The 22,021-nt window shown below is 72.0% G+C and carries 20 protein-coding genes; 6 read left to right on the forward strand and 14 right to left on the reverse strand.

What is annotated here, in order from left to right; translation table 11 throughout:
* Positions 1–117: 117 nt before the first annotated feature.
* A complete protein-coding gene (locus tag ABD286_RS07655; RefSeq protein WP_003792170.1) occupies positions 118–216 on the reverse strand; it encodes a 30S ribosomal protein bS22 in 99 nt (32 codons plus the stop codon).
* 246 nt (positions 217–462) lie between these two features.
* Between ABD286_RS07655 and ABD286_RS07660 the strand changes: the two genes are divergently transcribed.
* Positions 463–3,717, forward strand: coding sequence for a M36 family metallopeptidase (locus tag ABD286_RS07660; protein WP_344191817.1), 3,255 nt, complete (start codon positions 463–465; stop codon positions 3,715–3,717).
* A gap of 67 nt (positions 3,718–3,784) precedes the next feature.
* Here the strand turns inward: ABD286_RS07660 and ABD286_RS07665 are convergent, their stop codons facing one another.
* Together ABD286_RS07665 and ABD286_RS07670 are read right to left on the reverse strand one after the other, a co-directional pair.
* Positions 3,785–3,985 carry a helix-turn-helix domain-containing protein gene (locus tag ABD286_RS07665; protein WP_056915613.1) on the reverse strand — a complete coding sequence of 67 codons (201 nt, stop codon included), beginning with the start codon at positions 3,983–3,985 and terminating at the stop codon, positions 3,785–3,787.
* A gap of 215 nt (positions 3,986–4,200) precedes the next feature.
* Complete coding sequence (locus ABD286_RS07670; RefSeq protein WP_344191819.1) at positions 4,201–5,397, reverse strand: acetoin utilization protein AcuC; 1,197 nt, start codon at positions 5,395–5,397, stop codon at positions 4,201–4,203.
* Positions 5,398–5,505: 108 nt separating this feature from the next.
* On the opposite strand from ABD286_RS07670, the gene ABD286_RS07675 reads away from it, so the two are divergent.
* Complete coding sequence (locus tag ABD286_RS07675) at positions 5,506–6,171, forward strand: potassium channel family protein (RefSeq protein ID WP_344191821.1); 666 nt, start codon at positions 5,506–5,508, stop codon at positions 6,169–6,171.
* Positions 6,172–6,180: 9 nt separating this feature from the next.
* Here the strand turns inward: ABD286_RS07675 and ABD286_RS07680 are convergent, their stop codons facing one another.
* The 8 genes from ABD286_RS07680 to ABD286_RS07715 all read right to left on the reverse strand — a co-directional run bounded on the left by ABD286_RS07680 (position 6,181) and on the right by ABD286_RS07715 (position 16,604).
* Positions 6,181–6,705 carry a GNAT family N-acetyltransferase gene (locus tag ABD286_RS07680; protein WP_344191823.1) on the reverse strand — a complete coding sequence of 175 codons (525 nt, stop codon included), beginning with the start codon at positions 6,703–6,705 and terminating at the stop codon, positions 6,181–6,183.
* Between the two features lie 54 nt (positions 6,706–6,759).
* Entirely contained in the window at positions 6,760–7,272 is a 513-nt protein-coding gene (locus ABD286_RS07685) for a GNAT family N-acetyltransferase (protein ID WP_344191825.1), read from the reverse strand.
* Positions 7,265–8,071 (reverse strand): pyrroline-5-carboxylate reductase, encoded by an 807-nt coding sequence (gene proC / locus ABD286_RS07690; RefSeq protein WP_344191827.1) that lies wholly within the window; start codon positions 8,069–8,071, stop codon positions 7,265–7,267. The genes ABD286_RS07685 and proC overlap by 8 nt, the downstream gene beginning before the upstream one ends.
* Before the next feature lie 46 nt (positions 8,072–8,117).
* Positions 8,118–9,068 carry a proline dehydrogenase family protein gene (locus ABD286_RS07695; protein ID WP_344191829.1) on the reverse strand — a complete coding sequence of 317 codons (951 nt, stop codon included), beginning with the start codon at positions 9,066–9,068 and terminating at the stop codon, positions 8,118–8,120.
* 67 nt (positions 9,069–9,135) lie between these two features.
* Positions 9,136–12,423 (reverse strand): PKD domain-containing protein, encoded by a 3,288-nt coding sequence (locus ABD286_RS07700; RefSeq protein WP_344191831.1) that lies wholly within the window; start codon positions 12,421–12,423, stop codon positions 9,136–9,138.
* Between the two features lie 154 nt (positions 12,424–12,577).
* A complete protein-coding gene (locus ABD286_RS07705) occupies positions 12,578–15,007 on the reverse strand; it encodes a LamG-like jellyroll fold domain-containing protein (protein ID WP_344191833.1) in 2,430 nt (809 codons plus the stop codon).
* A 128-nt stretch (positions 15,008–15,135) separates the two neighbouring features.
* Positions 15,136–15,870 (reverse strand): ABC transporter permease, encoded by a 735-nt coding sequence (locus ABD286_RS07710; protein WP_344191835.1) that lies wholly within the window; start codon positions 15,868–15,870, stop codon positions 15,136–15,138.
* Complete coding sequence (locus tag ABD286_RS07715; RefSeq protein WP_344191837.1) at positions 15,867–16,604, reverse strand: ABC transporter ATP-binding protein; 738 nt, start codon at positions 16,602–16,604, stop codon at positions 15,867–15,869. Before ABD286_RS07715 ends, ABD286_RS07710 begins: the two co-directional genes overlap by 4 nt.
* 64 nt (positions 16,605–16,668) lie before the next feature.
* Between ABD286_RS07715 and ABD286_RS07720 the strand changes: the two genes are divergently transcribed.
* Complete coding sequence (locus ABD286_RS07720; RefSeq protein ID WP_344191839.1) at positions 16,669–17,412, forward strand: M15 family metallopeptidase; 744 nt, start codon at positions 16,669–16,671, stop codon at positions 17,410–17,412.
* 43 nt (positions 17,413–17,455) lie between these two features.
* On the opposite strand, the gene ABD286_RS07725 is transcribed toward ABD286_RS07720, so the two are convergent.
* The 3 genes from ABD286_RS07725 to ABD286_RS07735 form a co-directional block, all read right to left on the reverse strand.
* A complete protein-coding gene (locus ABD286_RS07725; protein ID WP_344191841.1) occupies positions 17,456–18,055 on the reverse strand; it encodes a TetR/AcrR family transcriptional regulator in 600 nt (199 codons plus the stop codon).
* Positions 18,052–18,864, reverse strand: coding sequence for a sugar phosphate isomerase/epimerase family protein (locus ABD286_RS07730; protein ID WP_344191843.1), 813 nt, complete (start codon positions 18,862–18,864; stop codon positions 18,052–18,054). The genes ABD286_RS07725 and ABD286_RS07730 overlap by 4 nt, the downstream gene beginning before the upstream one ends.
* A 61-nt stretch (positions 18,865–18,925) precedes the next feature.
* Positions 18,926–19,852 (reverse strand): Ppx/GppA family phosphatase, encoded by a 927-nt coding sequence (locus ABD286_RS07735; protein WP_344191845.1) that lies wholly within the window; start codon positions 19,850–19,852, stop codon positions 18,926–18,928.
* Positions 19,853–19,920: 68 nt separating this feature from the next.
* On the opposite strand from ABD286_RS07735, the gene ABD286_RS07740 reads away from it, so the two are divergent.
* The 3 genes from ABD286_RS07740 to ABD286_RS07750 are packed head-to-tail and all read left to right on the forward strand — an operon-like array spanning position 19,921 to position 22,017.
* Positions 19,921–20,448 carry a hypothetical protein gene (locus ABD286_RS07740; protein WP_344191847.1) on the forward strand — a complete coding sequence of 176 codons (528 nt, stop codon included), beginning with the start codon at positions 19,921–19,923 and terminating at the stop codon, positions 20,446–20,448.
* Positions 20,449–20,458: 10 nt separating this feature from the next.
* Positions 20,459–21,259, forward strand: coding sequence for a DUF3109 family protein (locus tag ABD286_RS07745; protein WP_344191849.1), 801 nt, complete (start codon positions 20,459–20,461; stop codon positions 21,257–21,259).
* Positions 21,256–22,017 carry a class I SAM-dependent methyltransferase gene (locus ABD286_RS07750; RefSeq protein ID WP_344191851.1) on the forward strand — a complete coding sequence of 254 codons (762 nt, stop codon included), beginning with the start codon at positions 21,256–21,258 and terminating at the stop codon, positions 22,015–22,017. Before ABD286_RS07745 ends, ABD286_RS07750 begins: the two co-directional genes overlap by 4 nt.
* Positions 22,018–22,021: the final 4 nt, after the last annotated feature.

Below are 22,021 nucleotides of genomic sequence, written 5' to 3' on the forward strand. Positions count from 1 at the left end.
GAAGGGCACGCCCCAGCCGTGGACGCGGCGCTCGTCACACCCGCCCCGGCGTGGGCTGGACGACGGCAGCGGCCCCGGGCAGACGAAAAGGCCCCCGCGAGAGCGGAGGCCTTTCGATCACTTCTTGTTGCGACGCTGGTGGCGGGTCTTGCGAAGCAGCTTGCGGTGCTTCTTCTTCGCCATCCGCTTGCGGCGCTTCTTGATGACAGAGCCCATGAGTGTCCTTGTGGTCGTGGTCGTGTTGCCGGACGGGGCAACGAACCAACGCACCACGCCGAACAGTGGTGGCCACTCTAGCGGCCCGCCCCCTCGCACCCCAAACCCGCCCCGTGCGAGGGCGGTGGCGGGCATCCGACGCCGTCACGTCGGCACTCCGCCACGGTGCCGGGGTAACCCGGCGGCGGGGACCTCGTTGACAGGGGGACCGGGTCACAGCGGACCCGCCCGTCAGCAGGAGATCTCATGAAGACGTCCCGCAAGCACTCCATCGCCGTGGGGGTGTGCCTGCTGACCGCAGCGGCCACCGCGCTCCCCCTGTCCTCTGCGGCCGGCGCACCCGCAGCCCTTCCCGCCGCCGCCGACGGCGCCGCCGCGGCACTGCCAGGCCTCGGAGACACCGTCGACGCGCTGACGCAGACGCTCGACACCCGCGCCGTGGACCGGCCGGTCGTGCCGACCACGGCCGCGAAGAAGGCCCTGACCACGCTGCTGTCGCGCAGCGGCCCGGGGGCACGCGCCACCTGGGACGAACGCTTCGGCACCCTGCGCTCCCTGCGCGGCCCCGCTCCCCTCACCGCCCCTGCGAGCGGGGCGGCCGTGTCGATCGCGCGGGGCTGGGTGCGCGGGAACGCTGCGGCTTTCGGCCTCAGCACCGGCCAGGTCGACAGCCTGGCCGTCCTGCGCGACCACACCTTGCCCGGCGCGGGCACCCACACGGTGACGTTCGTCCAGACGACGGGTGGTGTCGCAGCCGCTCGCGGTGGACGGCTCAACATCGCCGTGACCAAGGACGGACGGGTCCTCTCGTATGCCGGCGACCCCACCCCCGGCGCGTCCCTCACCGGCGGGTGGGTGCTCGGAGAGACCGGCGCCCTGCTCGCGACCGCCGGCGTGCTGGCTCCTGGCACCGCCTGGTCCCCGAAGGCCGACGGGACGCAGGCCGGCTACACGACCTTCGCGAAGGGGCCCTTCGGTGGGCCCTCCTACGTCAAGAAGGTCACCTTCGGCACCAGGGCCGGCAGCGTCGCTGCATACAAGGTCTACTTCCTCAAGAGCACGACGCAGGCCTGGGAGGTCGTCGTCGACGGCACGACCGGCCGGATCCTCTACCGCGCCAGCGTGGTCCAGCACGCCGAGGACCCGCAGGGCACGGTCTACGACAACTACCCGGGTGCTGCCAGGGGCGGCACCCCGCGGCAGCAGTCGTTCGGCCCGACGGCCCAGTCCCCGAAGGGATGGGTCGACCCGACCGGCGTCGCCGGCACCGGCGTGACGACGTTCGGCAACAACGCCGACACCTACGCCAACTGGTCGAACTTCCTTGCCCCCGTTGACAACGCGCCACGGCCGGTCTCGCCGACCGGCAACTTCAGCTACGTCTACACGAACCAGTGGGCCGCGACCAAGGGGCAGACGGCCCCGCCGTCCTACGCGCAGGACCTCAACCCTGCCGCGACCAACTTGTTCTTCCAGCACAACAGGATCCACGACGAGTACTACGCGCTCGGCTTCACCGAGACCGCCGGCAACTTCCAGCTGGACAACGGCAGCAACGGTGGGATGGGCGGCGACCCGATCCGTGGCCTCGTCCAGGCCGGTGCGGCCTCAGGCGGCAGCCCGACCTACACGGGTCGCGACAACGCGTACATGCTCACCCTCGACGACGGCATACCGCCGTGGAGCGGCATGTTCCTGTGGGAGCCGATCGACGACGCGTTCGAGGGCCCGCACCGCGACGGCTCGTTCGACATGAGCGTCATCCAGCACGAGTACACGCACGGCCTCTCCACCCGCTACGTCGCAGGCGGCAGCGCCCTCGGGTCGCACCAGGCCGGGTCGATGGGTGAGGGCTGGTCCGACTGGTACGCCCTCAACCACGGCTTCAGGACCGGGCTGCTCACCAAGCCGGTCGTGGGTGACTACGTGACGGGCAACGCCACGCGCGGCATCCGCAACTGGAACTACGACCAGAACCCCACGACCTTCGGCGACATGGGCTACGACCTCACCGGCCCGGAGGTCCACGCCGACGGCGAGATCTGGACCGCCACGCTGTGGGACCTGCGCAAGGCGCTCGTCACGAGGTACGGCGCCGCCAAGGGTGCCGACGTCGCGGCCCGGCTGGTCACCGACGGCATGCCGCTGACCGCGCCGGACCCGTCGTTCCTCGATGCCCGTGACGGCATCCTGACCGCCGACCTCGACCGGTACCACGGCGAGAACACCGACCTGATCTGGTCGGTGTTCGCCAAGCGCGGCGCCGGGGCCTCGGCGAAGTCGGCCACCGGGGACGACACCGACCCGAAGCCGGGCTTCGACCACCCGTCCGCCGCGCGCAACGGCACGGCGGCGGTGACCGTCCTCAACGCGACGACGGGCCGGGCGGTCCCTAACGCCAAGGTCATCCTCGGCCGGTTCGAGGCCCGCGTCAGCCCGCTGACGCGGACCGGCGGCTCGGGTGGCGCCACCATCAAGGCGGTCGCCGGCACCTACCCGCTGACGATCCAGGCGCCCGGGTTCGGCGTCCAGACCATCGACGGGTTCGCGGTCGCCGCAGGCACCAACAGCGCCCGGACCATCCGGCTCGCCCCCAACCTCGCCTCGACGGCGGCAGGGGCCACGGTCGTGAGCGCCTCCAGCCAGGACGACGGGGCCCCGGCGAAGTTCGCCTTCGACGACACCGCCGCGTCCGTCTGGGCGACCAGGGCGGGCACCGCGCCGTACAACGACGGCCCGGACGAGCGGGTCACGGTGAAGCTCGCCGCCCCCGCCACGGTGAGCAGCGTGCGCGTCAGCGCGTTCAAGGCCACCAACGCCTCCCGGTTCGCGGCGCTCAAGGGGTTCACCGTGCAGACCTCCACCGACGGCGTCAGCTGGAAGACGGCCCGCACGGGTGGCTTCGCGTATGCAGCGCCGCGACCCACCGCCCCGGACCTGAACTTCAGGACGTTCGCCCTCGCCACGCCGGTGAAGGCGGCCTACGTGCGGTTCTTCGTCGACTCGGTGCAGGGCAACACGGCCACCCAGGCCCAGGTCGCCGACATCGAGGTGTTCGGCTCCGGCGCGGTGGTCCAGAACGGCTCGGTCACCCCGGACGCGCCCTTCACCGACTCGGGCACCATCACCGCGCCCAACCCGGCAGCCGGTGACGTCACCGGTCTCCAGAACGTCTTCGGTGTCACGGGCACCGAGATGAACACCGCCTGCACCTTCCCGCCGGCGACCCAGGGGGTCGACGGTTGGGTGAGCAAGTTCCCGGCCGGGTTCTCCGACGGGCTGCACTCGGTGTCGGTCAAGGGGACGAGCGACGCGGACGCGACCCTGGGTCACGACCTCGACCTGTACTTCCTCGACAGCAGCTGCCAGCCCACGGGATCGGTCGCCACGGCGGCGGCCGACGAGTCGGCGGTCATCCCGCCGGGCTCGGTCTACCTCGTGACGCACCTGTACACGGGGGCGGACGTGCAGGTGGCGGTCACCGCGGTCGACAACCGCTGAGTCGTGACGAAGGGCGGGCCGGGACATCGTCCCGGCCCGCCCTTCGTGTTCACGGTCTGTCGACCGATCAGGCGGTGTCGACGTACGAGGTACGCAGGTACTTGTGCACGGCGTCCTCCGGAACCCGGAAGGACCGACCGACGCGGATGGCGGGAAGCTCTCCGGCGTGCACCATGCGGTACACCGTCATCTTCGACACGCGCATGATCGAGGCGACCTCGGCGACGGTCAGGAACCGCACCTCGGCGAGCTGACGCTCGTTGGACATGTGTACCTCGATCTCCTACACGCGCGCATCGCCGGCTTCCCCTCCGGCGGACCTCTACGCTCGTGCAAGGGGAACTGTAGGGGCTGATGTGACTCATGGGGAAGTCAATGGGAAAACTTCTTCCCCACTGTCCAGTCGACACGCCGTACGGCTGGGACAGTTCATCCGAACAGCCACGAACTCGCCGAACACGTCGAACCGCACTCGACTCCGGTTCAGTCGAACCAGACGTCGAGCCCGTGCAGCGCGAAGACCGCCTGCCGGGTCGCCATGACCGCCCGGTCCACCTCGCTGTGCGGGTTGTAGCCCATGTCCCAGGGCTGGTGCCAGATCGGGCCCTCGGCGGGGTCGAGGTCCCCCATCCGACGTGGGCCCTCGCGTCCGAGCAGCGTGCGGACGTGATCGAGCCAGTCCTGCGGGACGGACTCGGTGAGCGGCACCGGATGGTGGGCCGCGATGGCCGTGAGGTGGGTCCACGACCGCGGGACCACGTCGACGATCTCGTAGCCGCCCCCGCCGACCGCCACCCACCGCCCCTCGCAGACCTCGTGGGAGAGCCGGTGCAGGGCGTCGGCGGCGGCGCGCTGGGCGTCCACCGACAGGGAGAGGTGGGCCAGCGGGTCCTGGGCGTGGGTGTCGCAGCCGTGCTGGGTGACGAGCACGTCGGGCTTGTACGCCCGCACCAGTGGCAGGGCGGTGGAGTGCAGCGCCCGGAGCCAGGCCGAGTCCCCGGTCCCCGGAGGGAGGGCGATGTTGACGGCAGCACCCTCGGCGTCAGGGCCCCCGATGTCGCCCGGGAACCCCGTCCCGGGGAAGAGCGCGCGGCCCGACTCGTGCAGCGAGACGGTGAGGACCCGCGGGTCGTTCCAGAACGCGCGCTCCACGCCGTCGCCGTGGTGGACGTCGACGTCGATGTAGGCCACCCGCTCGGCGCCGTGGTCGAGCAGCCACTGGATGCCGACGGCGATGTCGTTGTAGATGCAGAAGCCCGCCGCGTTGCCGGGCATCGCGTGGTGCATCCCGCCGCAGAAGTTGACCCCGTGCTCGGCACGGCCCTCCCAGACGTCCTCGCACAGCGCCCGGGTGCCCTCGGCGATGCGGGCGCTCGCCTCGTGCATTCCCGCGAACGCGGGGTCGTCCTCGGTGCCCAGGCCCCGGGACGCGTCGGCCCCGCCGGGGTCGAGGGAGGCGGCGCGGACCGCGGCGATGTAGCCGGGGTCGTGGACGGTCTCGAGGACAGCATCCGCCGGGACCTCGGGGCTGAAGACGTCGACCCCGTCGAGGTCGAACACCCCGAGCGCGTCGCAGAGCCGCGCGGTCAGGTCGAGGCGGACCGGGCTCATGGGATGACCCGGCCCGAAGTTGTAGGCGGTGAAGCCGGGGTCCCAGACCACCCGCACCTGTGAGGGCATGCCGGGAACGCTACCCGTGCGTAGCCTCCGGTGGACAGCACGGTCCCACCAGCAGGGACGCGGTAGCGTGGCCTGCTCACGTCGACGACGCCGCGGAGGGCTGCTCAGGTGGGTAAGAAGCTGTACGAGGACGACGTCCTCGTCATCGGGCTCGGCCGCTTCGGCGGGTCGGTCGCCATCGAGCTGCAACGGCTCGGGCACCACGTCGTCGCCGTCGAGCGTGACCACGAGCTGGCCGAGACCTTCCTCGGCAAGGTCACCAAGATCGTCCAGGCCGACGCCAGCCAGCCGCAGGCCGTCGCCAACCTCAAGGCGCGCAGCTTCAAGCTCGCGGTCGTCGGCATCGGGTCCTCGGTGGAGGCGTCGGTCCTGTGCGCGATGAACCTCGTCGACGCCGGCATTCCGACGATCTGGGCCAAGTCGCTCAGCCCCGAGCACGCGCGCATCCTCGAGCGGATCGGCGTCCACCACGTCATCTCACCCGAGGCCGAGAGCGGCCGCCGGGTGGCCCACCTGCTCAACGGCAAGCTCATGGACTACATCGAGTTCGACGACGGCTTCGCCATCGTCAAGATGAAGCCGCCGCAGGAGGCGATCGGGTTCACGTTGGCGCAGAGCAAGATCCGCAGCAAGTACGGCGTGACGATCGTGGGCGTCAAGGCACCGGGCGAGGACTTCACGTATGCCGTGCCGGAGACCAAGGTGACCGCGCACGACACCCTCATCGTCAGCGGTCCGACCGACCTCCTGGACGGCCTCGCCTCACGTCCGTGAGGGGGACCCTCAGAGCGAGGGCGTCCCGCGGTCCTCGCCGAGCGGCAGCACCATCGCCACCTCGTCCTCCTCGTCCTCGCCGTTCTGGACGCGCATCGGACGACGGCTGTCGGTCGGACGGAAGCCGCACCCGCTGGCGAACGCCACGGCCCGGCCGTTGTCGGAGCCGACCCAGTAGGCGAGGTGGCTGCGACCCTGCGTCCTGGCCTCGTCCGCCGCGGCGTGCACGAGCTCGGTGGCCACCCCGGTGCCGCGGGCGTCGGGCGTGACCCACAGACCGAAGAGCTCGGCGACCCGGTCGTTGCCCTCCTGGGCCTGGCCGACACTCACGACACCGACCGTGCGGCCCTCGACCTCGGCGAGCAGCCGCTGCGAGCGCCCCAGGCGGGTGCGCCAGAACTCCTCGTCGTAGCCGCGTTCGTCCTCGAGGGAAGCCGCGAAGGCCTCCGGGGACTCCTCGAGAGCGTTGAGGCGGGCGGTCTTATACTGCTCCCACTCGTCCTCGGCCAGCCGGCGCACGGTGATCTCGCTCATGCGGAACACTCTCGCACGAGAGTGGCCATTTCGTTCACCGTGGTCGCCCAGAGTTCACCCAGTGACGACCGGGCGCCCGTCGAGCAGGAGCTCCATCTCGAACTCCCCCGCACCGGGCACATGGGGCAGCTCGCCCCGCACGCCGGTCTCGACGAACCCGAGCCGCGCGTAGAACGCCGCCGCCCGACCGTTGTCATCGGCCACGTCCAGCGTGACCCGGCGCAGCCCGAGGCCCGACGCGTGGTCGAGCAGGGCCTGGACGAGGGCATCCGCCACCCCGGTGCCCCGGGCGTGCGAGGCCACCCACATGGCCACCAGCGTCGCCTCGTCCTCGGGACGACCGGGAACCTGCCACATCGTCACCGAGCCGACCGGCAGCTCACCACGCAGCGCCAGCCACGCCGCACCATCGCGGATTCGTTCGTGCCAGACCCCGTCGTCGAACGCGATCTCGCGCGCGAACGTGCTCCCGTAGGCGCGCGGGGCGTCGAGCAGCATCGCGAGCCGCACCGCCCTGTGGAGCTGCCAGTGCGCGGGCTCCACGCGGCACACGGTCAGCTCACTCATGACCCGAGGCGAGCTCGTGCGAGCGGTTCGCTGCGGCCTCCATGGCCGTGATGAAGGCGGCCCGCACCTTGTGGTCGTCGAGCTGGCGCAACGCCGCAGCGGTCGTGCCGCCGGGCGAGGTGACCTGCTCGCGCAGCACGGTGGGGTGCTGGCCGGTCTCGCGCATCATCGTCGCGGCGCCGAACAGGGTCTGGACGACGAGCTCGGTCGCGGTGGGGCGGGGCAGCCCCAGGACGACACCGGCCTCGATCATGGCCTCGACGACGTAGAAGATGTAGGCGGGCCCCGAGCCGCTGATCGCGGTGACCGCGTCCTGGTGCTTCTCGGCGACCTGGACCACGCGCCCGCAGGAGCGCAACAGCTCGGAGGCCTCCTCGAGGTGGGCGGCGTCGGCGCTGCGGCCGGCGCTGACGGCGGCCATGCCCTGGTCGACCAGCGCCGGGGTGTTGGGCATGACGCGCACGACCGCGACCCCGTCGGGGAGCCGGCTCTCGAGCCAGGCCGTCGGGATGCCGGCCGCGAGGCTGACCACCAGGTTCCCCGGCGACACGTGGTCACGGATCTCGTCGACGAGCAGGCCCATGTCCTGCGGCTTCACGACGAGGACGAGGGTGTCCGCGGTCTGTGCGGCCTCGGTGTTGGACAGCGCGCGCACGCCGTACTGGGCGGCGAGCGCATCGGCTCGCTCAGGACGGCGTGCGGTGACGACGAGGTCCCCCGCCGGCCGCCCGGACCTGATCAGGCCCGAGAGCAGCGTCTCGCCCATCGTTCCGGCACCGAGGATCGCGACAGTTCCCATGGGGGCAGTCTGGCAGGGGCGACCCGGCCGGCCCGCCAAGGGCGCGTCAGTTCTTCGAGGCGAGACCGCGCAGGAAGAACATCGTGTTGGCGGGGCGCTCGGCCATGCGGCGCATGAGGTAGCCGTACCACTCCTCGCCGTACGGGATGTAGACCCGCATCTGGTTGCCGCGGTCCGCGATCCGCTTCTGCTCCTCGGGCCGGATGCCATAGAGCATCTGGTACTCGTAGGAGTCCGCGTCACGGTGGTGGTGCGCCGCGAGGGCCCCGGCGATCTCGATCAGCCGCGGGTCGTGGCTGGCCACCATCGGGTAGCCGTCGCCCGCCATGAGGATCTTCAGGCAGCGCACGTAGTTCTGGTCGACGTCCGAGCTGCCCTGGTAGGCAACAGATTCCGGTTCCTTGTACGCGCCCTTGCAGAGCCGGACGCGGCTGCCCTCGTGGGCGAGGTCACGGCAGTCGGCCTCGCTGCGTCGCAGGTAGGACTGGATCACCGCGCCCACCCACGGGAAGTCCTGGCGCAGCTCGCGCAGCGACTCCAGCGTGGCGTCGGTCGTCGTGTGGTCCTCCATGTCGAGGGTCACCGTCGTGCCGGCGTTGCCTGCGGCCTGGCAGATCTCGCGGGCGTGCTCGAGCGCGATCTTGTGGCCGTCGCCGGGGAGGTACTGCCCGAGCGCGGAGAGCTTGAGGCTGACCTCACCCATCCCGTGCTGGGACAGGTCCGCGCCGGCGAGCGCCCTGAGCAGTTCGAGGTAGTGGTCGCGGGTGCTGATCGCCTGGCTGAGGTCGGTCGTGTCCTCGCCGAGGTAGTCGATCGTCGCGAGCCGGTTGGTGGCACGGAGCTGGGCGGCGGCGGCCACGGCATCCGCCGTGGCGTCACCCGGCACGAAGCGCTTGACCACGCTGCGGCTGACGGGGGCCTTCTCGATCGTCTGCCGGACCGTGCCGCTCTTGGAGAGCTGGAGCAGGGAGTTGCGCAGCAGGTCACTGGCGTCCACGAAGGGTCCTTCCGACGTTGGCGAGGGGGCCCTGGCGTTGTCTGCGAGGCCGCCCACAAGGCTAACGTCAGGGCGCGGCAGCGACGAACGAGGGCAGCCCCACGGTGATCGGGGCGTTGGTGGCCGCTCCCGACAGGTAGGCGTAGACCCCCACCGCTCCGGGGGCCTGCAGCGCCGCCGTGCCGTCGGTCGTGGTGAGGGTCCAGGCGGGGGGTTCGCTGGTGCCGGAGCGCCAGACCTTGCCGGTCAGGGTCGTCGGGTTGGTGCCCGACGCGACCAGCCGCAGGTCGAGGGAGTCGCCCGCGGCCACGACGAGGCCGGGAAGGGCCACCGAGGCCAGCACGGTCTCTGCCCCGCCCACGGTGCGAGCCAGGTATGCGGTGGTGTCGGTCGCGGTGACCCGCACCTTGACGCGGTAGTCGGAGGTGCCGGCCCGCCGCGCGACGAGGGACGCGAACAGGCCTCCACCCGCCGGTGCCTTGTCGAAGCGCATCGCCGTGCGGACGTCCGTGCCCGTGGCGGAGGTGGCGGAGAGGTAGGCCGAGGGACCGCTGCCGGCGGCGAGTCGCATCGTGCCGCTGCCGCCGGTGACGGCGAAGTTGCTCGCGGCGGTCGTCGTCGACCACGTCCCACCGGTCGCGGCCGCGCCCCAGCCGTCGGTGACGGTGCGCTCGAAGTCGTCGTTCGCGATGACCGCCGGGTCGGCGACGACGACCTGGCGCGTGGACGTCCCGGTCGCTCCGCCGTTGTCGGTGACGGTGAGGGTGACCGCGTAGGTGCCCGGGGCTGCATACGTCCGGCTGGTGGTGGCCCCGGTGGCGGTGGCACCGTCGCCGAAGCTCCACGCCCACCCGGCGATCGAGCCGTCGGGGTCGCTGGACCCCGAACCGTCGAAGGTCGCCGTGAGGCCGGTCGTGCCGGAGGTGAACGACGCCGTCGGCGGTTGGTTGCCGCCGCCCCCGCCCCCGCGCAGGGCGTACTGCGCCTGCACCTGGGCCTGGCTCAGCGCTGTCGGGTACACCGCGACCTCGTCGACGTTCCCGACGAAGTTGCGCGAGGTCGGTGCATTCGGCCAGGGCTGCATGGGGCCCACGGCGTTGAACCAGTCGCCGCCGACGCGCCAGTAGCCGAGGTAGGGCTCGCCCTGGGTGGTGGTGTTCTGTCCCACCAGGGTCCCGTCGACGTAGAGCCGCATGCCGACGGCGCTCATCGTCGCCGTCAGCATGTGCCACTGGTTGTCGTTGTAGGCGTTGGCGCTGCGCAGCACCCGGGTCGTGTCGTCCGGCGCGCGGACACCGAAGTTGATCCGCCCGGTGTTGTCCATCCAGAGGTGCCGGTCCCGGTGGTCGGAGTCGCCGAACTGGAGGTCGCCGAAACCGAGGATGCGTCCACCGCGCGTGGTGCTGCTGCGCACCCAGGCCTGGGTCGTGAAGGTGTCCGGCGCCGTCTCGGCGCCCAGGGCGTAGACGCGGCTCCAGTCGTTGTCCGTCAGCTGGGCCGCCGTGTCGCCCGTGATGGCGCCGGGCTGGTTCCAGTTGATGCCCGTGTTGCCGCGGCCGTCGGTGACCCCCACGCGGGCGCTGGCCGCGGTGCCGGCGGCGCGGTCGTTGACCTGGAGGCCGGAGGTCTCGTTCATCGGCCAGTAGATCCGGGCGCCGGCGGCGCGGACGGCCTGGGAGTAGGCGGTGGTGGCCGTCGAGGCGGTCGGCATCGTCACGCTGGCGCTGGCCCCGTAGACCGTGTTGCCGTCGTCGTCGTTCGCGACCAGCTGGTAGCTGTACGTCGCCCCCGGTGTCAGGCCCGTGTCCACGAACCCGAGGGCCGGCACGTTCCACCAGTTCGAGCTCGCGTTCGTCGTGTACCTCGGGCTGCCGAAGGCGCCGCCCCGGATGACGCGGTAGCCGAGCGTGAAGTCGTCGCGGTCGTACCCCGCCGGCCAGCTGACCCGCAGGGTGGACGACGACGTCGGGACCAGACGCGGCGTGAAGACCCCACCGGTGAACATCGGGCCCTGTCGCGCCGGCGAGACCGGCTTGCGGGCGAAGCGGACCAGGCCCTGCTGCCCCACACCGTTCACGGTCGGGAACTCCCCGCCGTAGAGGATGTAGTCGTCGTTGCCCACGACGTTCCAGCCGGCTTGGTACTGGCCGGTGTAGGAGCCCATGGACATGTCCGGCAACCAGCTGACGATCGACGGTGCGAGGGCCTTGCCGCGCCACTCCGGGTACGCGATGGCGTCGGTGAGGATGTCGCCCTGCGCCGTGTCGGTCCACGCCATGGCGTGCAGGAAGCGCCACTGCTCGTACTGCGGCATGCCACCGCCGTGGGTGCCGCAGTAGTGCGAGTGACCCGCCGTGTACACGACGCCGTTGGCGGCGTAGGCCGAGTAGTTGTCGCCGTGGCAGTCGGTCACCCACTCCAGGGCGGAGCTGGCGACGGGGATCTTGAAGGTGCCCTCGAGGTTGCCCCCGGGGCCGAAGTGCCACGACGTCCCGTAGACGAAGTCGCCCTGCACGCGCAGGCTGCTGATGCCGGCGTCCACGCCGGCGTTGCGGACCGCGGGGCGCCACGAGGTGTCGACCGCGCCACTGGCGGCGTTGATCTTCGCGAGCCCGTATGCGGCCTGCCCCCCGACGTTCTGGAAGGACCCGCCCGCGAGGACCCACTGTCCGTCCCGGGACACGGTGACCGCCCAGACCGTGTAGTCGGCGTTCGGGTTCCACGGCAGGAACGCGCCGTCGGAGGCCCGGAACGCCGCGAGGTTGTTGCGCAGCTGTCCGTTGCCCAACCCTGCGAAACCGCCCCCGACGTAGACCGTGTCGGCGGTGACGGCGACCGCCCTCGCCTGGGAGTTGACCCCGGTGGGGTTGAAGGAGGTGATGAGGGCACCGGTCGCGGCGTCGACCGCGGCGACCCTGCGACGGGCCTGCCCGTTGACGGTCGTGAAGTCGCCGACGAGGTAGATGCGGCTGCCGTCCGGGGACGCGGCCACCGACAGCACCTGCGCGTTGACGGTCGGCGCGAAGGACGACACCAGCTGACCGGTGACGAGGTCGTAGGCCAGCAGGTTGGTCCGGGTGACGAGGTTGGTGCCCGGAGCGGCCCCGGCCGGGCGGGCGGTGGCGAAGGAGCCCCCGGCGTACACGGTGTTGCCGACGATGACCTGGGACCAGACGACGCCGTCGACCTGCACGGTGGGCAGGGCGTCCGCGGCGACGGTCCCGGCCGGGGTCGGGATGACGGGCGCCGGTGCCGCACCGCCGGCTTCGGCGGTGCCGACCAGCAGGCCGACCGCCAGTCCGATGGTGGCCAGCGCGGCGGTGAGTCGGCGGCCGGGTGGTCGTGTCGGTGCCATCGCAAACCTCGGATCGGCTCGGACGGCGACCGGCGGCCCGGCAGACCGCTGGACCGAGTTCCCCGTCTTCTCAGCACGGTAGCCACGGGTCCTCCCGGGAGGATCACGCGATCGGCGTAGGACGCCCCCCGCGCACCTCGCCACGACGAGGCCGCTACCGGGCGCCGGCACCCCGCAGGGCGTACAGCGCCTTGATCTGCGTCTGACTCAGCGCGGTCGGATAGACGGCGAACTCGTCGACGCTGCCGACGAAGCCACGCGACGTCGGCTGGTTGGGCCACGGCGCGGCGCCCCTCGCGACCGTGAGCACGTCTCCGCCGAGCCGCCAGTAGCCGAGGTAGGCCTCGCCAGCGGTGGTGTCGGTGCGCTGCGCCACGAAGGACCCGTCGACGTAGAGTCGCATCCCGGCCGAGCTCATCGTGGCCGTCAGCAGGTGCCACCGGCTGTCGTTGAAGCGGCTCCCGCTGGTGACGACCCGGGTGGAGCCGTCGGTGGCTCGCACGCCGAAGTTGATCCGGCCGGCGTCGTCCATCCACAGGTGGCGGTCCACGTGCGCCGACCCGCCGGCCTGGACGTCCCCGAAGCCGAGGATCCGCCCGCCACGCGTCGTCCCGGTCTGCACCCACACCTGCACGGTGAACCGGTCCGGGGCCGTCGTCGTGCCCGAGGCGTAGACGCGGCTGTAGGTGCTGTCGCTCAGCCGTGCGGCGGTGTCGCCGTCGATCGCACCGGGCCGACCCCAGAGGATCCGGCTGGTTCCGCTGCTGTCGGCGTGCACCCGCCCGTCGTTCACGCCGACCCCTTCGGCCGCCGGGGTGGTGCCGGCTGCGCGGTCGCTGACCAGCACGCCGGACGTCTCGTTCAGCGGCCAGTACAGCTGCGCCCCGGCGGCCCTGACCGCCCCCGCGTACGCCGTCTCCACCGGGTCCTGCGTCGGCATGGTCACCGAGGCGCTCGCGCCGTACACGGTGTTGCCGTCGGCGTCCCGCGCGACGAGCTGGTAGCGGTAGGTCTGGCCGGGGGTGAGCCCGGTGTCGACGAAGCCGAGGCTGGGCAGGTTCCACCACCTCGACAGGGCCGTCGTGGTGTACCTCGGGCTGCCGTACGCGCCGTCCCTGACCACCCGGTAGTCCAGGGTGAGGTCGTCGCGGTCGTGGGCGGCCGTCCAGCTGACCCGCAGCGTCGTGGTGGAGGTCGGCTCGAGCCGCGGCGTGAAGACGCCTCCGGGGATCTGGGGGCCCTGCTTGGCGGGAGCGAGGGGCTTGCGGGCGAACCGCACCAGACCCTGCTGGCCGACGCCGTTGACCGTGGGGAACTCGCCCCCGAAGGCGATGTAGTCGTCGTTGCCCACGATGCTCCACCCGGCCTGGGACTGACCGGTGTAGGTCCCGGCGGTCATCGTCGGCGTCCATCCGACCATCGACGGCGCCAGCGCCTTCCCGCGCCACTCGCCGTACCCGACGGCGTCCGTGAGGATGTCGCCCTGCGCCGTGTCGGTCCAGGCCATGGCGTGCTGGAAGCGGGACGGGGAGGTCTGGGGCATGCCTCCACCATGCGTTCCGCAGTAGTGCGAGTGGCCCGCCGTGTAGACGACCCCGTTGGCCATGAACGCGGAGTAGTTGTCCCCGTGACAGGCCGTGACCCACTCGAGGGTGGACGTCGTCACCGGCACCTTGAAGGTCCCCTCGAGGTTCCCGCCCGGACCGAAGTGCCACGCCGTCCCGTAGACGAAGTCGCCCTGCACCCGCAGGCTGCTGATGCCGGCGTCCACCCCGGCATTGCGGACCGCGGGCCTCCAGGTCGGGTCGAGAGTCGCCTTGCCTGCGCCGATCTTGGCCAGCCCGTATGCCGCCTGGCCACCGACCTTCTGGAACGAGCCCCCCGCGAAGACCCACTGGCCGTCCTCGGACACCGTCAACGCCCAGACCGTGTAGTCGGCGTCCGGGTTCCAGACCAGGGCTGCGCCGTCGGAGGCCCGGAAGGCCGCCAGGTTGTTGCGGGGCATCCCGTTGCCGAGGGCGGCGAAGCCGCCCCCGACGTAGACCGTGCCGGCGGTCACCGCCACGGCCCGCGCCTGGGAGTTCACCCCGACGGGCCGGAACGCCGTCACCAGTGCCCCGGTGGTGGCGTCGACGGCCGCGACCCTGCGACGGGCCTGCCCGTTGACCGTGGTGAAGTCACCGACGAGGTAGATGCGGCTGCCGTCGGGCGATGCCGCCACGGAGAGCACCTGGCCGTTGAGGGTCGTCGCGAATCCCGGCCGGAGCTCCCCGGTCGTGAGGTCGTAGGCCAGGAGGTGGGTGCGGGGCGTCTCGTCCGTGCCGGGCGGAGCACCGGCCGGGCGGGCCTTGAGGAAGGAGCCCCCGGCATAGACGGTGTTGCCGACGACGACCTGGGACCAGACGACGCCGTCGACCTGCACGGTGGGCAGCGCGTCGGCCGTGACCGTGCCGGCCGGGACCGGGACGATCGGCGCCGGTGCCGCACCTGCCGGGGCGACGGGGGCGACGAGGAGTCCGAGGCCGAGGGCTGCCGCTGTGAGGACGGCGATGAGCCGTCCCCGACGAACGTGTCGATCTCCCATGGCGGGCCCCCTGCCGGCGCTGACGGCGGATGACAGGTGGGCGGGCCGTCAGCGTCCGCACCACTGCCACGCTACGTGCGCTATCCCGGTCCCGCCTCCCTCGTGCGCAGTAGAGGCTCATCAGGCCTTCAGGGGGTTCGCCGACGCAGGGTCAGACTGCCCAGGACCAGCGAGGCGACCACCCAGCCGAGGATCAGCACCGCGTCCGTCGCGACATCGCCGCCGGGAGCGGCGCTGGTGGTCACCGACTTCATCGCGTCGACGGCATACGACAGAGGCAGGACGTCGGACACCCCCTGCAGGACGTCGGGCAGCCGGTCCCGGGACACGAGCAGACCGCACAGCAGGAACTGCGGGAGGACGAAGGCCGGCATGAACTGCACGGCCTGGAACTCGGTCCGCGCGAACCCGCTAGCCAGCAGGCCCAGGGCCGAACCGAGGAGGGCGTCGAGGACCGCGACGACGACGAGCTGCCACACGGGTCCGGCGACGTCGAGCCCGCAGACCCAGACCGCGAATCCGGTCGCCACGAGGGCCTGGAGGACCGCCATCACCCCGAAGGCGACGGCATAGCCCAGCATGAAGTCGCCCTTGCCCATCGGTGTCGTGAGGAGCCGCTCGAGGGTTCCCGACGTCCGCTCCCGCAGGGTGGCGACGCTGGTGACGATGAACATCACGACGAACGGGAAGACCCCGAGCAACGGCGCCCCGAGGCCGTCGAACACCGGGGTGTCCTGGAAGATCCACGCCAGCAGCCCGATGAGCACGCAGGGGACGACGAGCATCAGGGCGATGGTCCGGTGGTCGGCCCGCAGCTGGGCCAGCACCCGGGCGGCCGTGACGAGCGTGCGGTGGAGGTTCATCGGGTGGTCTCCTCGGCGTGGTCGATGAGTGCCAGGAAGGCGCCTTCGGCGTCCTCGGCACCGGTCCGGGCGAGCAGCTCCGGGAGGGTCGCATCGGCGAGGACCTCGCCCTCCCTCAGCAGGAGGAGCCGGTCGCAGCGCGCCGCCTCGTCCATGACGTGGCTGGAGACCAACAGCGAACGACCTTGTGCCGCAAGGCGGTCGAACAGGTCCCACAGGTCGCGTCGGAGCACCGGGTCGAGCCCGACGGTGGGCTCGTCGAGGACGAGCAGCTCCGGGTCGCCCACGAGCGCGCAGGCGAGGGAGACCCGCGAGCGCTGGCCACCGGAGAGCCGACCGACTCGGGAGTCGGCGTGGCTGTCGAGGTCCACGGCGGCGATGGCCTCGTCCACCGATGCGCGCGAGGCGCCGAGGATGGAGGCGAAGTACCGCACGTTGGCCCGGACGGTCAGGTCGTCGTAGACGCTGGGGCTCTGCGTGACGTAGCCGATCCGGCGGCGCAGGACCGGCGACCCCGCCGACTCCCCCAGCACCCTGACCGAACCGGCGGCCACGACCTGCACGCCGACGACGGCGCGGATGAGCGTGGACTTGCCGCTCCCGCTCGGTCCGAGCAGCCCGACGACCTGCCCGGCGGGGATGCGCACCGACAACCCCGGCAGCACCGTGCGGCCGCCTCGTTCGACGCGCAGCCCGTCGATCTCCACCGCAGCACCCGGCACGGTATTCATCATGCGATGAAATATACGCCCGGCGCTCCGGCCCCGACAAGGGGTCGTTCGTGCCAGTGTCGAGGCCATGCGAACCATGACAAAACGAGCCATCGCGATCGTGTCCGCAGCCGCCCTGGTCCCCGCCCTGGCCGCCGGTGCCGCCGGTGCCGCGGGTGCCGCGGTTGCCGCCGCAGGCCCCGCGTCCGGCGCCACCTCCTCGGCAGCCGCCTCTGCAGCCGACGCCCATCCCGGGTTCCACGCCACGACGAGCACCGTGCCGGAGGACTACCGCGCCCAGATGATCGGGGTCTCGTGGAGGCCGGGCTGCCCGGTACCGATCGACGACCTGCGGATCATCACCATGAACCACTGGGGCTTCGACGGCACGGTCCACGAGGGCGGTCGGCTGATGGTGCACAAGGACGTCGCCGCCGCGGTCACCGAGGCCTTCGGCGACGCCTTCGACGCCCAGTTCCCCATCCGCCGCATCGAGCTCATCGAGGCGTATGGCGCGGACGACGACGCGTCGATGGCCGCCGACAACACCTCGGCCTTCAACTGCCGGCCGATCACCGGGACGACCGACCGCTTCTCCATCCACAGCTACGGCAAGGCCATCGACATCAACACCGTCGAGAACCCCTACGTGAAGGGCAGCACCGTCCTACCGCCGGCCGGCGCCGACTACCTCGACCGCACCGACGTCCGCCCGGGCATGATCACGAAGAACGACGTCGTGGTGAAGGCCTTCCGCGACGCGAAAATGGCCTGGGGCGGCGACTACAACAGCCTCAAGGACTACCAGCACTTCGAGGCCCGGAAGTTCTGAGCGCCCTCCAGCGCACCGGGCCGGGGCGTCGACGCGTGACGCCTCAGCCCGGTGGGACGAGGTACTGCTGGATCGTCGGCCCGAGCAGGGCGGCGAGCTCGTCGTGGGTCGCGTCGACCACCGCGGGGAACTCGACGATGTAGCGCATCACCGCGAGCCCGACCATCTGCGAGGCGGCCAGCCCGGCGCGCAGCTCGAGCTCGTGCGGTGCCGGTCCGTCCGGCGCGAGCTCGCGCAGGACCCGGCCGAAGACCTCGCGGGTGAGGAACTCCCGGAGCATCACCGTCGCCTCGTGGTGGGTCAGCGCCGAACGGATCAGCGCCTGGAACCGCTCGCGCCCGTCGTCGCTGTCCCACACGCCGAGGAAGGTCCGGACGAGGTTCTCCCCCACCCGGTCGCGCGGGCCGCTGACGACCGCGGCGATGAGGGCGGCCGGGTCGGCGGGGATGTCCATGACCCTCGCGAACAGCGCCGCCTTGCCGCCGAAGTAGTGGTGCACCAGGGCCGGGTCCACCTCGGCACGGCGCGCGATCCCGCGCACCGAGGCCGCGTCATACCCCTGCTCGGCGAAGTCCGTCCGAGCGGCGGCGAGGATCGACGCCCGGGTGTCCGTCCCGCCCGGGCGTCGCCCGCGCGGGGTCACGACGCCACCGACGCGGTGGCGAGGTGGAGGCGGGCGAACGCGAGCGCCTCGGCGAGGTCGATCTCGCGCTCCTCCGGCAGGAGCTTGCGGGTGCCGACCTCGACGACGACCGAGCCGGCGTACGCCCGGGCGGCCAGCATCTCGAGGAACTCCGCGCACGGCTGCAGCCCCCGGCCCGGGACGAGGTGCTCGTCCTTGAGTGACCCCAGGCCGTCGGCGAGGTGGACGTGGGTCAGCCGCGGGCCGAGGACCCGCGCCATCTCCAGCGCGTCCGAGCCGGCCGTGGCCGTGTGCGACAGGTCGAGGGTGACGTGGTCGTAGGCCTGGGACACCGGGTCCCAGTGCGGCAGGTAGGCCTCGAACTCCCGCTGTCGGGCCCGCCAGGGGAACATGTTCTCGACGGCGAGGTGGATGCCGGTCTCGTGCTCGCGCAGGGCGACCCCCTCGACGAAGTCCCGGGCGTACTCCTTCTGCCACCGGAACGGCGGGTGGAGCACGACCGTCGAGGCGCCGACCTCCTGCGCCAGCTCGATCGACTTGTCGACCTTGGTCCAGGGCTCCGGACCCCACACCCGCTGCGTCAGCAGGAGTGTGGGCGCATGGACGGAGACCACCGGCAGGCCGTGCAGCTCGCTGAGTGCCCGCAGGGCACCGGCTTCCTGCGTGACCGGGTCGGTCCAGACCATCACCTCGACGGCGTCGTACCCCAGTCGCGCCGCGAGCGCGAAGGCCGCGGCGCAGTTCTCGGGGTAGACCGAGGCGGTCGACAGCGCCACCGTGGCACCGGGAACCGTGACCGCCGAAGGCATGCACCGAGCCTACCCACGGTGGCTGGAAGCGCCCGGGCAGTGGGGCCACCCACCCGAGGGCTCAGCGCATGGAGTCGAGGCGGTTGAGGATGATCCCCTCGCGCAGGGCCCACGGGCAGATGTCGAGCCGCTCGACGTCGAGCAGGTCCATCGCCGCCTCGGCGACCAGCGCACCGGCGAGCAGCTGCCGGGCCCGGCTCGTCGACACCCCGGGCAGCTCGGCTCGCTCGGCCGCGGTGGTCCTGCCCAGGGTCCCCACGAGGTCCGCCAGCGCCTCGCGCCGGAGGTACCGCGCGACATACGGGCCCTCGCTGCTCGGCGCCGCCCCCGTGATCCGGGCGAGCGAGCGCAGCGTCTTCGAGGTCCCCACCGCTCGGTCCGGGGCCCCGGCCTTGGCCAGCGGACGGATGTCGCCGGCGAGGCGCTTGCGGATGGTGCGCCGCGCCTCGCGGATGACGTCGGGGTCGGGCGGGTCGCCCGGCAGGAGGTCACGGGTCAGCCGTCCGGCACCGAGGGGGAGGCTGACCGCCACGTCCGGGTCCTCGTCCATGCCCGTCGCGAGCTCCAGCGAGCCACCACCGATGTCGACGACGAGCAACGTGCCGCTCGACCAGCCGAACCACCGTCGCGCCGCGAGGAAGGTCAGCCTGGCCTCGTCCTCGCCGGACAGCACCTGGAGGTCGACGCCGCGGTCGTCACGGACCCGGGCGAGCACGTCCTCGCCGTTGGGCGCCTCACGGACGGCGCTGGTGACGAAGGCCATGACCTCCTCGACGCCCTGGTCCTCGGCGACGGTGAGGCACTCCCCGATGAAGCCGGACAGCGCCTTCTCCCCCTCGCCGGAGATGTGTCCGTCGTCGGTGACGTGCTCGGAGAGTCGGAGCTCGATCTTGTGCGACGTGGCCGGCAGCGGCTGGGCGCCCCGGTGCGCGTCGACGACGAGGAGGTGCACCGTGTTGGAACCGACGTCGACCACTCCGAGGCGCATGCGCCCACGCTAGTGGTGAGTACCGGTGCCCATGCGTCACCGTCCGTGGCCGGGTCACACTGCGCGGTATGCCGTCCTCCGCCACGTCCACGAACCGCCCCGCCCCCTCCGGACCGGCCGCTCCCCGACGCACCTGGCCGGTCACCGCCGCCGCAGTCCTGCTCGGCTGGTGCCTGATCGCCTGGGTGGTCTTCGCCGCAGCGCTGAACACCGCACCGTTCTTCGGCGAGCAGCCGACCCGCGAGGAGGACATCGAGTCGGGGCTGGTCCTGGCGACCGCCGTCGTGCCGCTGCTCCTGCTGGCCGCCGTGGCCGTGCGCTGGGGCAGCCGTTGGGGCATCCTCCTGCTCGTCGGTCCGGCCCTGCTCCTGGTGCCGCTCGGGCTCGACTGGGTCAGCGACGCCGGCAACGGCAACGACCCCGCCCGCAACCGCTCGGTGACGTGGGCCGACCTCGGCGGCGAGCTCGTCCGGCCGAACTGGGTGGTCGCCACCGGCCTGCTGCTGGTGCTCGCCGTCTCGGTGGGCCGCTCACGGCGCGCTCGACGGGCCGACGTGCGGCGGACCGTCCCGGGTGAGGAGCACGACGGCACGTAGGGTTGCCCCCGTGGTTGAGACCCCGCTGGACACGGCACGCATCTGGGTGGAGTTCGCCGACCCCGCCGACACCGGTCAGCGGTTCCGCTGCGACCTGACCTGGCTCACGTCGAGCTGGACGTGCATCTTCGGCAGTGGCTGCGAGGGCATCTACGCCGACCGCCCCGACGACGGCTGCTGCACCCTCGGCGCCCACTTCACCGACGACGACGACCTCCAGCGGGTCAAGAAGGTCGTCAAGGAGCTCGGCGAGGACGAGTGGCAGCTGCACCCCGGCTCCACCAAGGTCTCGGCCTGGACCGAGCCCGAGGACGACGCCACCAAGACCAAGGTCGTCGACGGCGCCTGCATCTTCCTCAACCGGCCGGGTTTCCCCGCCGGTGCCGGGTGCGCCCTGCACCAGCACGCGGTGCTCCACGGCAAGGAGCCGCACACGGTCAAGCCCGACGTCTGCTGGCAGCTCCCGATCCGCCGCACCTACCGCAAGGTCGAGATGCCCGACGGGTCGTCGTGGCAGGAGGTCAGCATCACCGAGTACGACCGGCGCGGCTGGGGCCCCGGTGGCCACGACCTCGACTGGTACTGCTCGAGCAACCCCCAGGCCCACGTCGGCCGCGAGCCGGTCTTCCGCAGCAACCGCGGCGAGCTCGTCGAGCTCATGGGTGAGGAGGCCTACGCCGAGCTCGAGATCCGGTGCGAGGCCCACCTCGCCAGCGTCAAGGCAGCGCGCAACGCCTACTCCCGCAAGATGCTCCCGCTGCTGGTCCACCCGGCGACGCTGGCCGCGCAGGAGGGTCGCAAGCGCCGGTGAGCGAGTCGACACCTTCCTCGGGAACGCCCGCGACGAGCGACCCCGTTGCGACGGCACCGGTCCCGAGTGCACCGGTCCCGACGCGCAGCCCGAACATCTGGGACTCCCCCGACGTCTACGAGGTCGAGAACCTCGGCGTCGACCGTGCCGGCGTCATCGAGGCGGCGATGGACGCCCTGCACCCCTTCGCGGGCGCCGACCTCGTCGACGTCGGCTGCGGCACGGGGTTCCACCTGCCGCGCTTCGTCGAGCTCGGGTGCGCGAGCGTGGTCGGCGTCGAGCCCCACCCTCCCCTGCTCGAGGTGGCCGCGGACCGCGTCGCCGGTCTGCCGCGGGTGCGGGTCGAGGAGGGCGTCGCCCAGTCCCTGCCGCTGCCGGACGACAGCGTGGACATCGCCCACGCGCGGTGGGCCTACTTCGTCGGCGCGGGGTGCGAGCCGGGCCTGGCCGAGCTCGAGCGGGTGCTGCGTCACGGCGGGACGGCGTTCGTGATCGACAACGACGCGACGACCTCGACGTTCGGCCACTGGTTCTCCCGTGCCTACCCGACCTACGACGCCCTGGCGGTGGAGCGGTTCTGGGGGCGGCAGGGCTGGTCGCGGGAACGGCTGACGATCCGCTGGGACTTCGACAGCCGGGCCGACCTCGAGGCGGTCGTCGGGATCGAGTTCCCCGAGACGGCCGCCGAGGGGATCCTCGCCGAGCACGAGGGCACCGGGGTCGACTACGCCGTGAACCTCTGGTGGCGCCTCTTCTGAGCGC

Origin of the sequence: Pedococcus aerophilus, assembly GCF_039532215.1 — a bacterium.
GTDB classification, from domain to species: domain Bacteria; phylum Actinomycetota; class Actinomycetes; order Actinomycetales; family Dermatophilaceae; genus Pedococcus; species Pedococcus aerophilus.